The sequence below is a fragment of the Agrobacterium sp. LR_9 genome, assembly GCF_041954855.1.
Classification (GTDB): Bacteria; Pseudomonadota; Alphaproteobacteria; order Rhizobiales; family Rhizobiaceae; genus Agrobacterium; species Agrobacterium leguminum.
Window position 1 is genome coordinate 19,711 of sequence record NZ_JAVAYA010000036.1, and the last position, 13,957, is coordinate 33,667.

Below are 13,957 nucleotides of genomic sequence, written 5' to 3' on the forward strand. Positions count from 1 at the left end.
CGGACCTGATCCGGCATCCAGCCACGGCGCGTCTGCGCCGTGAGAAATAGGTCTTACGCGATCAAAGACTTGATCGCACTGGATCCCGGCTCAGGGCCGGGATGACGGTATGCGGATGCTACAATTTTTGCCAAACACTTCGTTTACAGGTGAGCCTGCAACCAAACACGCCAACTCAGGCCGCGTGCTTCCCGATCAGCCCCGGAATATCCACCGGCTCCATCTCGTCCGATGTGTGTTCGGCGGTAACGTCGCTCGTCTGCATCCAGGTGATCAGCTCGAAGCTGCCATCGGCATTTTCGGCAATCGCCGTGCAGCTTTCCACCCAGTCGCCGGTGTTGATGTAGCGGATGCCGTCCATGTCTTCCATGACAGCGTGGTGGATGTGCCCACAGATCACGCCGTCGACATTGTTGCGTCGCGCCTCGTCGGCCACCACGCGCTGGAATTCGCCGATGAAGTTGACCGCGTGTTTGACCTGCAGCTTGGCCCAGGCCGAGAACGACCAGTAAGGCAGGCCGATGCGGCGGCGCACGGCGGCGATGGCGATGTTGAGCGCAATTGCCGCGTCATAGGCCCAGTCGCCGAGATAGGCGAGCAGGCGGGCGTTGCGCACCACCACGTCGAACTCGTCGCCATGGATGATGAGGTACTTCTTACCGTCGGCGGCCTCATGAATCATGCGCTCGGCCACTTCGATGCCGCCGAAATGCATGCCCGGAAATTCCCGCAGGAATTCGTCATGATTGCCGGGAATATAGACGATGCGCGTTCCCTTGCGGGCCTTGCGCAGGAGCTTCTGCACCACGTCGTTGCAGCCCTGCGGCCAGTACCAGCTGCGGCGCAGACGCCAGCCGTCGACGATGTCGCCGACGAGAATGATCGTCTCGGCCTCGTGATATTTCAGGAAGTCGAGCAGATAATCCGTCTTGGCCGCCTTGGAGCCGAGATGAACATCCGAAATGAAAAGCGTTCTGAACTGTCTGGTTTCGATTTGACCGGCCACGGATTTCATCCCCCTGTTCGGTTGCGTCCCTGCGGCTTTCTTACCTCTCAGAACCAGACTCGTGTTTCAGCAACATGACAGACGCCGGTTTTTATAGGGAATATGACGAAAGCCTTCACGAAAACGCGAATAAGCCATGGCCGCATTTGCATAAGGTGCGGTCAAATAACGGCTGTACCACGGGGAAGTTTGTTGTATTCAGGGGTCCGGAATTGAACCAGACATGACGGTGGAAGAATGACCTCTCACGATAAGAACAACACGCCCGCCAACACGGCAAAGGCCGACATCGAGGAACAGGCGCTCTTTTTCCACCGCTATCCGCGCCCCGGCAAGCTGGAAATCCAGGCCACCAAGCCGCTCGGCAACCAGCGCGATCTGGCGCTGGCCTATTCGCCGGGTGTTGCCGCCCCCTGCCTCGCCATCCATGAAAATCCGGAAACGGCGGCGGAATATACCGCCCGCGCCAACCTCGTCGCCGTCATTTCCAACGGCACGGCGGTGCTCGGCCTCGGCAATATCGGCCCGCTCGCTTCCAAGCCGGTGATGGAAGGCAAGGCCGTCCTCTTCAAGAAATTCGCCGGCATCGACGTTTTCGATATCGAAATCGATGCGCCCGGCATCAACGACATGGTCTCCACCATCGCAGCGCTGGAGCCCACCTTCGGCGGCATCAACCTTGAGGACATCAAGGCGCCGGAATGTTTCGAGGTTGAGCGCCAGCTGCGCGAGAAGATGAACATCCCGGTCTTCCACGATGACCAGCACGGCACCGCGATCATCGTCGCCGCCGCCGTCACCAATGCGCTGGAACTCGCCGGAAAATCGCTCTCGAGCGTCAAGATCGTCGCCTCGGGCGCCGGCGCGGCAGCTCTTGCCTGCCTCAACCTGCTCGTTTCCATGGGCGCGAAGAAAGAAAACATCTGGGTCCACGACATTGAAGGCCTCGTTTACGATGGCCGCAACACGCTGATGGACGAGTGGAAAGAAGTTTACGCCCAGAAGACCGACAAGCGCGTTCTCTCCGAAACCATCGACGGCGCGGATGTCTTCCTCGGCCTTTCCGCCGCAGGCGTGCTGAAGCCGGAACTCCTGGAGCGCATGGCGGAGAACCCGCTGATCCTGGCGCTTGCCAACCCCAATCCGGAAATCATGCCGGAGGCGGCGCGTGCGGCCCGTCCGGATGCGATGATCTGCACCGGTCGTTCGGATTTCCCGAACCAGGTGAACAACGTTCTCTGCTTCCCCTATATCTTCCGCGGCGCGCTGGATTGCGGCGCAACCACGATCAACGAGGAAATGAAGATGGCCGCCGTGCAGGCCATCGCCGAACTCGCGCGTGAGGAAGTTTCCGAAGTGGCCGCGAAGGCCTATAGCGGCGAAACGCCGGTCTTCGGCCCGAACTACCTCATCCCCTCGCCCTTCGATCCGCGCCTCATCCTGCGCATTGCGCCAGCCGTTGCCCGCGCTGCGGCCGCAAGCGGTATCGCCGCCCGGCCGATCACCGATTTCGAAGCCTATCTCGACCAGCTGAACCGTTTCGTCTGGCGTTCCGGCTTCATCATGAAACCGGTCTTCAATGCCGCGAAAGCCGCCGAAAAGAAGCGCATCATCTTTGCCGAAGGCGAAGACGAGCGCGTACTGCGCGCCGCCCAGGTGCTTCTGGAAGAAGGCACCGGCATCCCGATCCTCATCGGCCGTCCGCAGATCATCGAAACGCGCCTGAAGCGCTTCGGCCTGCGCATCCGCCCGCATACGGATTTCGCCGTGGTCAACCCGGAAGACGATCCGCGCTACCGCGATTATGTCGATGACTATTTCGCCCTTGTCGGCCGCGTCGGCATCAACCCGGAAGCAGCCCGCACCATCGTGCGCACCAACACGACCGTCATCGGCGCGCTGTCGGTGAAGCGCGGCGAAGCGGATGCGCTGATCTGCGGCCTCGAAGGCCGTTACGACCGCCACCTGCGCGACGTCAACCAGATCATCGGCAAGCAGGAAGGCGTGCGTTCCTTCGCGGGCCTCAGCCTGCTCATCACCCAGCAGGGTGCGCTGTTCCTCACCGATACTTTCGTGAATTACGACCCGACCTCCGAGGAAGTGGCGGAAATGGCCATTCTCGCGGCCAAGGAAATCCGCCGCTTCGGCATCACGCCGAAGATCGCCCTCGCCAGCCATTCCAATTTCGGCTCGCGCGATTCCGAAAGCGCCCGCAAGATGCGCCGCGCCCTGAAGATCGTGCAGGAAGCCGCACCGGAACTGGAAGTGGATGGCGAAATGCAGGGCGGCTCGGCCCTTTCGGAAGCGCTGCGCAAGCGCGCCATGCCGAACAGCGTGCTGACCGGCGAAGCGAACCTTCTGGTCTTCCCGAACCTCGATGCCGCCAACATCACGCTCGGCGTCACCCGCACCTTGACGGAAGGCCTGCATGTCGGCCCCATCCTGCTCGGCACGGCCCTGCCCGCCCATATCCTGTCGCCCAGCGTCACCTCGCGCGGTGTGGTCAACATGGCGGCGTTTGCCGTGGTGCAGGCTTCGCACCCTTCGGTGTGATAGAGGCCGCATTAACGCAATTTTGAACAGGCTGTTGCCGCATTGCGGCAACAGCTTATGTTATCTTCCCGAAACACGGATGTCGTGAAGTATAACGCCCCTGCCACCGGCCGGGGACATCGAACGGATCGAACAATTGACCCGCCGCAGCCGCATCATCGGCCTCCTGCTTCCCCTTATTTTCCTCGCCCCGGCCGCCGCCTTCGCGGATCAGGTCTGCGATACGCTTTATGCGCAATTGCGCGAACCACCACGCGTCATCGGCAACACGGCAGAGGTGCGCCGTTATGCCAACGCGCTCGCCCGCCAGAACATCGTCATCCGCAAGATCAGGAACGATCTGCGCGGCTATGGCTGCTCATCCGGCAGCGTCATCGTCTATGGCAATCCCAATGCCGGTATCTGCGCCGAGATCGGCGATGCGCTGGCGGAAGCGGAAAGCGAGCGCGACGCCATCATCCGAGACCGCGACGACGCCATGGCGGCCGCGCGTGACAACGACGGCGACATCAGGCGTCAGCGCATTCTCGCCGCCCTCGATGCCAATGGCTGCAACACCATGCCACAAACGGAAACACAATTGCCTCCGCCTCCGGATGTGACGCGTTATCCCGACGCCTTTCGGCAGAATGGCCCGCAGAACGACGATGAGCCGGGACAGGCGGGGCTTTCGCCCTACCCCAACGCCGCCGCCGAGGGCGGGCTTCGCACACTCTGCGTGCGCACCTGCGACGGCTCGTTTTTCCCCATCGCGTCCAATGCCTCGCCGCTCGATTTCCGCGCCCAGGCGGAGCAGTGCGAGAAAATGTGTCCGGGCACCGAGACGGAGCTTTATTTCCACTCCATGACGGATCAGGAAACCGCCGATATGGTGTCTGCGGAAACAGGCAAGCCCTACAGGGACCTGCCAACCGCCTTCGCCTATCGAAACGCCAGTACAAAAGCGCCAGGCTGCGCCTGCAACATGGCCGCCTATCACAAGGAAATGCAAAAGCAGGAAGAGGCCGCCCGGCCGCAGCCCGAAAAACCCTATTCCGGCATCACCACCATTCCATCACCGCAAGCTGACAAGGCTGAGAAACCCGCCGAACAGCAACAGGCCGCCAAGCCGCAGGAACAGCCCGTTCCCGAACGCGACTATGACCCCAACGACAGCCGCGTCCGCGTCATAGGCCCGAAATTCCTGCCCGACCAGACGGGCCGGATCGACCTGAAGAACCCGGCACTGAAGGGTATACAGCCGCAGCAGTGACATACATCGCGGAGCGAGCAGGCGCCGCTTGTTTCTTCTCCCCGAGCGAGAGAACTCCGCGGCAGCGCGATGAGAGGGCGGCGTCAGCGATATTCGGAGAGCTTGCCCCCTCACCCGACCTTCCGGGCCACTTTCTCCCCGGCGGGGAGAAGAAACACACGGCAAGGCCCCGCCTTGTTCACAGGCCTACGCTTCTACACCCCGCCCCAGCGGTTACGAAACACCAGTTCCTCCAGCGGCACGCGCTGTCGCCAGCCCTTCACCGCCAGTTCCGGCTCGTTATAGAGCGCATCGACACGGCCGAGGCAAAGCCAGGCGACGATTTCGATATGGTCGGGAATATCGAGAATGGTGCGAATGTCGCTATCGTGGAAAATGCTGACCCAGCCGACACCGATGCCTTCGGCGCGCGCCGCGAGCCAGAGATTCTGGATGGCGCAGACGGTGGAATAGACATCCGTGCGCGGATTATGGGTGCGGCCCAGCACCACCTTGCCACCACGCGTCGGATCGCAGGTAACGCAGATGCTGAGCGGCGCCTTGCGGATGCCTTCAAGTTTGAGACTGCGATAAAGCGCCTGTTGCTCGCCCGTGAACATCGCCGCCGCCTCCTCATTGGCGCGGCTGAAGGCCACGAAGGCCGCCTGACGGATCGCGCCATCGGTGATGAGGGTGAAATTCCACGGCTGCATGAAACCGACCGAGGGTGCGGAATGAGCCGCCTTCAAAAGACGCTCCACCAGATCGTCCGGCAGCGGGTCCGGCAGGAACTGGTCGCGCACGTCGCGACGGGTCTCGATGGCGCGGTAAATCGTCTCGCGTTCCTCACAGGAAAACGGGCGGGCTGGCGAGAGCGCATAATCGAACGAACTGGCTGGCATCGTCTATCCCCAACAATGCGAAGGCCGGGCGCAAATGCGCACCCCGCCTCGACAACAACCTGCCGCCGTCCGCGCGGTTCGGTCTATCTTATCAGGCCGGTCTTCTGACTTGGCTTCATCCGCCCTTTTCGCCTTCCCGAATTGCTTCAGTGGCTTTAAAAAAAGAACGTCCGCCTCACAGCGCTGGGCACGTTCCGGTCTTTCACCGGATTCCCGATTCTCCCGCCGCAAGGGCAGGCACCTGACAGGCAAGCTATGGGCAAAAAAGTTTGCGAATGCAAGCATCCTGCCGGTGGTGCGGCAATGTGGCCCGCCTCACCCCCATCATTCCACCGGAAAATACCGGACATAAGCGAACTCATCCCCATCCGGTGACCAGTTGGGCGAGTTCATCGTGCCCTGCCCGCCGAAAAGTTCGAACAGCGTCTCGGCATTGCCGCCATCCATGTCCATCAGCCGCACCCGTACATCGAGATCGCGCGGATGGTCGAAAACGTCGCCGTCATAGGAAATGAACACCACCTTGTCTCCCTTGGGAGACGGGTGCGGAAACCAGTCGCCATAGGGACTGTCGGTAATGCGCTCGACGGCGGAGCCATCCACCCGCACGCGCCAGATCTGCATTCGCCCGGTGCGGCTGGAATTGAAATAGATCCACTCGCCGTCAGGCGAATAATCCGGCCCGTCATTGCGGCCCTCGCCATGGGTCAGCCGCGTCTCGACGCCGCTTGTTATATCCATCGAATAGATATCGAAGACCTGATCGCGAATGCCGCAATAGGCAAAACCTTTCCCATCCGGCGACCAGCCATGCCAGTAAGAGGGAAGATTTTTCGTCATCAACCGCGGCGCGCCGCCCGTCGAGGCCATGAGATAGATGGCGCTCTTGCCAAATTCCACCTTATCGGAAATGGCGTAGAGCGATCCATCCGGCGAAATACCGTGATCATTGTTGCAGAGCGTGGCAAAGCCGGTATCGACCTTCTCCGGCGCGATATCACCGGCAAGAGACAGGCGGTAAAGCAGACCTTCGCTGTTCAGCAGCAGATATTTTCCATCCGGCGACCAGTTCGGCGCTTCGAAGAGATCATGCGTCTGCCACACCACCCGCATCTGCCGGGTGCGGATGTTGAAGATTTCGATGGAGCTGCGCATTCTGCCTCCCGGGCGTGTCCGTGTCTCGTTCAAAGCGCCCGGCAATGCAGACATTCCGTTTGCATCCACCATCGCCTCGATTATGATCCTACGGCGGCAGGCACCGTCCTGCAAATTCAAACCGGAAAAAACGCCAGCGCTCCGGCACCGTCCGTGACCCTTGCCGTTTCTCCTAAAACCGAGGTTCCGCGATGAATACCATCGCCGATCACGGCATCCGCTTCGGCCGGATCGCCGCAATGCTTCCTGTCAAAAATATCGAAAAGGCCCATGATTTTTACGTTGGCGTGCTGGGCTTCGAAAAGACCTTCGAAAACGGCAACCCTGTCGGCTTCATGATTCTCAAACAGGGCAATGCCGAACTGCACCTGACATTGCAGCCCACCCACAAGGCAGCGCCTTTCAATGTGGCGCATATGATGGTGAGCGATGTCGATGCGCTGCATGCGCTCTGCAAGAGCCAGGGCTTGCGCATCATCAAGGGCCTGCAAGACAAGGATTACGGTCTCAGGGCCTTTGTGTTTGAGGACCCGGATGGCAACCGCATCGATGTGGGGCAGGTTATTTGAGATCAGCGAACGGCGCGGGGTTTTCTCCGCGCCGCTTGCTTAAACGCGAAGGCTTGTTGTGGAACGAGCGCATGCCCCTTGTTTCTTCTCCCCGGCGGGGAGAAGAAACGAGCGGCAACGCCGGGCAAAACATCCGCTACCAGCGTCTTCCTTCAATCACCGATCCCGAAACCGGTTGGTGATCGGATAACGCCGGTCACGCCCAAAGTTCTTCTTGGTGATCTTCACGCCCGGGGCCGATTGCCGGCGCTTGTATTCGGCGAGATAGAGCAGATGTTCGACCCGGTGCACCGTCGCCACATCATGGCCACGCGCCAGAATTTCCTCGACCGACATTTCCTTTTCGACGAGGCATTCCAGAATATCGTCCAGCACCGGATAGGGCGGCAGCGAATCCTGGTCGGTCTGGTTGGGGCGCAATTCGGCCGACGGGGCCTTGGAAATGATATTGGCCGGGATCACTTCGCCGGAAGGGCCGAGCGCGCCCGGCGGCACATGGACGTTGCGCCAGCTGGAAATGGCATAGACCTGCATCTTGTAGAGGTCCTTGATGGGGTTGAAACCACCATTCATGTCGCCGTAAAGCGTGGCGTAACCAACCGACATTTCCGACTTGTTGCCCGTCGTCACCACCATGGAGCCGAACTTGTTCGAGACGGCCATCAAAATCGTGCCGCGCGTGCGGCTCTGCAGGTTTTCCTCGGTAATGCCCTCTTCCGTGCCCTCGAAGAGATCGGAAAGCGCCGAGAGGAATCCTTCCACCGGCTCGACGATCGGCACGATATCGTAACGGCAGCCCAGCGCTTTCGCGCAATCGGCTGCGTCCTTCAGCGATTCCTCCGAAGTATAACGGTAAGGCAGCATGATGCAGCGCACCCGCTCCTCGCCCAGCGCATCGACGGCAAGGGCGGCACAGATCGCCGAATCGATGCCGCCGGAAAGGCCGAGAACCACGCTCTTGAAGCCGTTTTTGTTGACGTAATCGCGGAAGCCCAGCATGCAGGCGCGGTAATCCGCCTCTTCGCCTTCGGGAATCTTCGAGAAAGGTCCGCTGTCGCAATGCCAGCCGTCTGCCGTGCGTTTCCAGTCGGTGACGGCAAGTGTGGCCTCGAACTGGCTCATCTGGAAAGCGAGCGTCTTATCGGCATTGAAGCCGAAGCTTGCGCCGTCGAACACCAGCTCATCCTGCCCACCCAGCTGGTTGGCGAAGACGAGAGGCAGGCCGCTTTCGATAACCTGCCGCAGCGCCACCTGATGCCGCACATCCAGCTTGCCGCGATAATAGGGCGAACCGTTCGGCACCAGCAGGATTTCCGCCCCGCTTTCGGCCAGCGTCTCGCAGACACCCATATCGTTCCAGATTTCCTCGCAGATCGGAATACCGATCCTGACTCCACGGAAATTATAGGGACCGGAAATCGATCCTTCGGAGAAAACGCGTTTTTCGTCGAATTCGCCGTAATTCGGCAGGTCGATCTTGTCGCGCAGCGCGATGATCTTGCCGCCATCCAGAAGCGCCACGGAATTGTGCCGGCCCGTCTCACCCTGTCGCGGAAAACCGATAACGACGCCCGGACCGCCATCGGCGGTTTCCGCCGCCAGCTCTTCCACGGCTTTCAGGCATGCTTTCAGGAAAGCCGGCTTCAGCACCAGATCTTCCGGCGGATAGCCCGATATGAACAGCTCGGTCAGAAGCAGAAGATCGGCGCCCTGCGTCGCCGCATCTGCCCTTGCCTCGCGCGCCTTGGCGAGATTGCCCGCCACGTCGCCAACGGTGGGATTGAACTGCCCGACGGCAATCCGGAGATGGTTCTCTATATCGTGTCTGTCGCTCATGGCTTTTCAATACCGCGCCCGTGGCCGCTCCGCAACGCGGCAATTGCATGGCCGCGTCCGTTACGCTTCGTCCGCGCGCGTTCACGCTAAGGTTATCGCCGCACCGGCCAGTCTCTTCAAAGTTCATGTCGCGTTCATCGCGCTTATGTGACAGTTACATGACACTTTTGCGACACCCGATTCCCCTCCCCGGATCGGCCGTGCCGCCTGCAATACCGGAGTATGGGTTTGAGAGATTCGGCGCCAAAAACAACGGCTTCCGAAAAGGCTGGTTTCGTCTTTTCGCCTGCATGGACAAGGAGCCTTTCCAAGCTTTCGGGCATCGCCTATCCGCTTGCCAATCTGACGGTCGCGTCCGTCGTGCTGGTCGTGGCGCTGGAGTGGATCGCCCGCGGTTCGCTGAACGATGTCGGCGCTTTCCTCACCTCCTCCGCCCGCCCCGGCATGACCACCATCGCCGCCGTGCTTGCCCTTCTCGTAGCGCTCGATGCACTTCTTGGCAGGCGTTACCTCTCGCTGATCGCGCTTGCGCCGCTCTGCGCGCTGACGGGGCTGATTTCGGCACAGAAACAGACCTATCTTTCCGATCCGCTTTACCCCTCCGACCTGCTGTTCGGCCGACAGATTCTTGAGCTTCTGCCGACCATGCTGAAGGCCCAGCCGATGACGGCAGCCCTCGTCGCCCTCGGCATCTGCGCCACGATTGCGGCACTTACGGGCCTCTGGCTGCTGGCGCGCCGCCACTCACCGGGCTTGAGCTTGCGCGAACGCGCCGCCGGTCTCGCGATGGCGCTGCCGCTTCTTGCGGGTCTCGCCTCGCTGATGGACTATTCGCATTATTCCTGGGTGCGCGATCGCCTCAACATCATTCCAATGATGTGGGATCAGCAGGAAAATTACCGCCATAACGGCTTCCTGATGGCCTTTGCCTTCAATATTCCGATGGCCAATGTCTCGGCGCCGCAGGGTTACGGCGAAAACACCATTGCCGACCTGACTTCCGAGCCCGCCGCCTTCGCCGCCAACAAGGGCGATTACCCCGATGTCATCATGCTGATGAGCGAATCGCTGTGGGATCCGACGCGGCTGGAAAATGTGAACCTCTCCGCCGATCCCATGCCGACGATCCGCGCCAAACAGTCCGGCAATGTCTTTTCCCCCGAGTTCGGCGGCATGACGGCGAATGTGGAATTCGAGGCACTGACCGGCTTTTCCAACGCCTTCCTGCCCTATGGCAGCATTCCCTATCAGCAATATATCCGCCGCCCGGTGCCCTCGCTCGCCAGCTTCTTCCGTGGCGAAGGTTATTCCGCCATCGCCATGCACCCCTTCCAGGAATGGTTCTGGAACCGCAAGCAGGTCTACAGGAATTTCGGCTTCGAGGAATTCCGCTCCGAAGAGACGCTGCCGGCCATGGAAAAACGCGGCAACTTCGCCTCCGACGATGCGCTGATGGACGAGATCATGGCGACGGCCGAGAAGGCGCAGAACCCGCTCTTCCTCTTCGCCGTCACCCTTCAGGGACACGGCCCCTACGAGGCGACCCGTTACGCCGAAAACACCATCGGCGTCGAGGGCGGCCTTTCCGCCTCGGCCTCGCAGGCGCTGGCCACCTATTCGCAAGGGGTGGCGGAAGCCGATGAAGCGCTGCTGAAACTCATGCGCTGGGCGAAGAAGCGTGACCGGGAAACCATCGTCGTCCTGTTCGGCGATCACCTGCCGCCGCTCGGCCAGACCTTCGTGGAAAGCGGCTACATGCCGGGCATGGTAGCCAGCCGCCGCGCGCCGCTGGAGGTGATGAAGAAGGAACATGAGACGCCGCTCATCGTCTGGTCCTCAAAGAAGGGCGTGCGCAAGAATATCGGCACCATCAGCCCGGCGCTTTTGCCTTATCACGTGCTGAAAACGGCGGGCTTCTCCGATCCCTTCTACACCGGCACGCTGGGCGACGTGCAGCAGGCCTTTTCCGTCATCGACCGGCATATGCTGGTGGCAACCGACGGCAAGGCCCTGCCCGACTGGTCAATTGCCCCGAACGCCGTTCCCGACGTGGTGCGCGACTACCGCCTGCTGCAATTCGACATGATGTTCGGCCAGCAATATGGCCGCGAGCGCTTCTTCCCCGGTTTCAACTGGCTGCACGAAGGCGCGCCATCGGTCTGATGTTTTTCGGCGGGGACGCCTGAACCGCATGGCGGTGGAAATCGTTTGAATTCCGCCGCCATGCGGGTTTATCTCGGGATAACATTCGCATCGCCCCATCAGAACCGGAGACACACCGTGTCAGATATCTCCGACTATATCGTTTCGCATTTCAAGCGTTCCTCTCGCGAAATCGGCGAAGTGGAGCGGCGCATTCTGGAACTGTCGCACCAGAAGAAACTGATTTCGAGCGACACCAATGCGGAATTTTCCGCTGGCGCGAGTTTCGGCGACAGGCTGGCCGACAATATCGCCAAGGTCGGCGGCTCCTGGGGTTTCATCCTCGGTTTCTGCTTTTTCCTGATCTTCTGGGCCGTCATCAACACCATCATCCTGACGACCGGCGCCTTCGATCCCTACCCCTTCATCTTCCTCAACCTGCTGCTTTCCATGCTGGCGGCCATTCAGGCGCCGATCATCATGATGTCGCAGAACCGCCAGGCCGCCCGCGACCGTTTCGAGGCCGCCAAGGACTACGAGGTGAACCTGAAGGCCGAGCTTGAGGTTCTTTCCCTGCATGAAAAGATCGATGTGAAGGTGCTGGCCGAACTGGCCGCGCTCCGTCAGGACCTTGCGGCACTTCACCGCCATGTCACCCGGAAGGAAGACTGACGCCGCTTACCCCCCTCTGCCCTGCCGGGCATCTCCCCCTCAAGGGGGGAGATCGACTCGCGGGCAGGTTTCGCCCATCTCTACATTTGCGAATGAACTGGTGGTCGCGCCTCCTGCCGATCTCCCCCCTTGAGGGGGAGATGCCCGGCAGGGCAGAGGGGGGTAAGCCACACGCACCTCCGCCCTCCAGAAATCGCACAACCTCCTGAAACCCCACCCCCAGTTACGAATCCGTCAGATTCTTACGCTACAGATTGACGCAGGCGTTTGTTGCATTGCACTCTTGCGGGCAAGGCTGAAGGGGGGAATCACTCCCCATCGTCAAAATGGCATCATGACCATTTCGCAGCGACGCCATGCCGGATGCGACATCCGGTCATCGCAATAATTCTGTTCCGGGGTTTTTCATGCACCAGTTCGATCTGATTGTTGTCGGCAGCGGTCCGGCGGGAAGACGGGCCGCCATTCAGGCCGCCAAGCTCGAAAAGAGGGTTCTGGTCATCGAGAAGGGCAGCCGCGTCGGCGGCGTTTCCGTGCACACCGGCACCATTCCATCGAAGACCCTGCGCGAGACGGCGCTCAATCTCACCGGCTGGCGCGAGCGCGGTTTTTACGGCCGCGCCTATCGCGTCAAGCAGGAGATCGATGCCGAAGACCTGCGCCGCCGCCTGCTCATCACGCTGGATCACGAAGTGGAAGTGCTGGAACACCAGTTTGCCCGCAACCGCGTGCAGCACATTCGCGGCACCGCGAGCTTCATCGACGCCAACACCATGAAGGTGGTGAAGAGCGACGGCGAGATCATGACCGTGACGGGCACCTCCATCCTGCTGACCATCGGCACCCGCCCCTACCGGCCGCCGCATATTCCCTTCGATGGCGAAGCGGTGCTCGACTCGGACGAGATTCTTGAGATCAAGGAACTCCCGCGCTCCATGGTCGTCGTTGGCGCTGGCGTCATCGGCATCGAATATGCCACCATCTTCAGCGCGCTCGATACGCAGGTGACGGTGGTGGAGCCGCGCGAAACCATGCTGGAATTCATCGACAAGGAAATCGTCGAGGATTTCGCCTATCAGCTGCGCGACCGCAACATGAAGCTGATCTTCGGCCAGAAGGCGGAAAAGGTGGAACGCGACGAAAGCGGCAAGTGCCTCGTCTCGCTCGGCAATGGCCGCGTCCTGAAGGCGGAGACCGTCCTCTTCGCCGCCGGCCGTGTCGGCGCCACCGATACACTCAATCTTTCGGCCTGCGGGCTGGAGGCCGATAGCCGCGGCCGGCTGAAGGTCGATCCCGAAACCTTCCAGACCTCGGTGCCGAACATCTATGCCGCCGGCGACATCATCGGTTTCCCGAGCCTTGCCTCCACCTCCATGGAACAGGGCCGCATCGCCGCCCGCCACGCCGTCGGCGCACCGGCCGGCGAACCGCCGCAATTCTTCCCTTACGGCATCTATGCCGTACCGGAAATTTCCACCTGCGGCCTGACGGAAGAAGAAGTCATCGAACGCGGCATTCCCTATGAATGCGGCATCGCCCATTTCCGCGAAACCTCGCGCGGCCACATCATGGGTCTCGACAGCGGGCTGTTGAAGATGATCTTCTCGCTCAAAACCCGCCGCCTGCTCGGCGTCCACATCGTCGGCGAAGGTGCCACCGAACTGGTGCATATCGGCCAGGCGGTGCTGAACCTCAAAGGCACTGTGGAATATTTCGTCGAGAACACGTTCAACTATCCCACACTTGCCGAGGCTTACAAGATTGCCGGGCTGGATGCGTGGAACCGCATGGGTGAGATCAAGAAGGATTGAGCGGAGTATTCGGCAGCACTGCCAAATGCCATGCGGCCGCGCTTGGTAAGGTCGTAGCTTCCTCTCCCCGTCACCCCGGA

General features: G+C 60.8%; 10 protein-coding genes and 1 riboswitch. Of the genes, 6 read left to right on the plus strand and 4 right to left on the minus strand.

Annotated features, from left to right (window positions below):
• Window positions 1-175 precede the first annotated feature (175 nt).
• On the minus strand, window positions 176-1,015 hold the full coding sequence (locus RAC79_RS24165; protein WP_161988019.1) for a UDP-2,3-diacylglucosamine diphosphatase: 840 nt from the start codon (window positions 1,013-1,015) through the stop codon (window positions 176-178).
• A gap of 228 nt (window positions 1,016-1,243) precedes the next feature.
• Between RAC79_RS24165 and RAC79_RS24170 the strand changes: the two genes are divergently transcribed.
• Both RAC79_RS24170 and RAC79_RS24175 read left to right on the plus strand, forming a co-directional pair.
• The gene (locus tag RAC79_RS24170; protein WP_374997616.1) at window positions 1,244-3,559 is read left to right on the plus strand and encodes an NADP-dependent malic enzyme; all 2,316 of its coding nucleotides are present in this window, start codon (window positions 1,244-1,246) and stop codon (window positions 3,557-3,559) included.
• 136 nt (window positions 3,560-3,695) lie between these two features.
• Window positions 3,696-4,811, plus strand: coding sequence for a DUF2865 domain-containing protein (locus RAC79_RS24175; protein ID WP_374997617.1), 1,116 nt, complete (start codon window positions 3,696-3,698; stop codon window positions 4,809-4,811).
• Between the two features lie 194 nt (window positions 4,812-5,005).
• Here RAC79_RS24175 and bluB read toward each other — a convergent pair whose 3' ends face one another.
• Both bluB and RAC79_RS24185 read right to left on the minus strand, forming a co-directional pair.
• Window positions 5,006-5,692, minus strand: a complete 687-nt coding sequence (gene bluB / locus RAC79_RS24180; RefSeq protein WP_220318563.1) for a 5,6-dimethylbenzimidazole synthase — start codon at window positions 5,690-5,692, stop codon at window positions 5,006-5,008.
• A 76-nt stretch (window positions 5,693-5,768) separates the two neighbouring features.
• Window positions 5,769-5,952: riboswitch (cobalamin riboswitch) on the minus strand.
• 64 nt (window positions 5,953-6,016) lie between these two features.
• On the minus strand, window positions 6,017-6,847 hold the full coding sequence (locus RAC79_RS24185; protein WP_374997618.1) for a TolB family protein: 831 nt from the start codon (window positions 6,845-6,847) through the stop codon (window positions 6,017-6,019).
• 191 nt (window positions 6,848-7,038) lie between these two features.
• Between RAC79_RS24185 and RAC79_RS24190 the strand changes: the two genes are divergently transcribed.
• Window positions 7,039-7,416, plus strand: coding sequence for a glyoxalase superfamily protein (locus tag RAC79_RS24190; RefSeq protein WP_065656131.1), 378 nt, complete (start codon window positions 7,039-7,041; stop codon window positions 7,414-7,416).
• Between the two features lie 156 nt (window positions 7,417-7,572).
• Here the strand turns inward: RAC79_RS24190 and RAC79_RS24195 are convergent, their stop codons facing one another.
• Window positions 7,573-9,252 (minus strand): NAD+ synthase, encoded by a 1,680-nt coding sequence (locus RAC79_RS24195; RefSeq protein ID WP_174039204.1) that lies wholly within the window; start codon window positions 9,250-9,252, stop codon window positions 7,573-7,575.
• Window positions 9,253-9,474: 222 nt separating this feature from the next.
• On the opposite strand from RAC79_RS24195, the gene RAC79_RS24200 reads away from it, so the two are divergent.
• The 3 genes from RAC79_RS24200 to sthA all read left to right on the plus strand — a co-directional run bounded on the left by RAC79_RS24200 (window position 9,475) and on the right by sthA (window position 13,877).
• Window positions 9,475-11,415, plus strand: a complete 1,941-nt coding sequence (locus RAC79_RS24200; protein ID WP_174039205.1) for an LTA synthase family protein — start codon at window positions 9,475-9,477, stop codon at window positions 11,413-11,415.
• A gap of 117 nt (window positions 11,416-11,532) precedes the next feature.
• Window positions 11,533-12,066, plus strand: coding sequence for a DUF1003 domain-containing protein (locus RAC79_RS24205; protein WP_065656128.1), 534 nt, complete (start codon window positions 11,533-11,535; stop codon window positions 12,064-12,066).
• Between the two features lie 407 nt (window positions 12,067-12,473).
• The gene (gene sthA, locus RAC79_RS24210) at window positions 12,474-13,877 is read left to right on the plus strand and encodes a Si-specific NAD(P)(+) transhydrogenase (RefSeq protein WP_065656145.1); all 1,404 of its coding nucleotides are present in this window, start codon (window positions 12,474-12,476) and stop codon (window positions 13,875-13,877) included.
• Window positions 13,878-13,957: the final 80 nt, after the last annotated feature.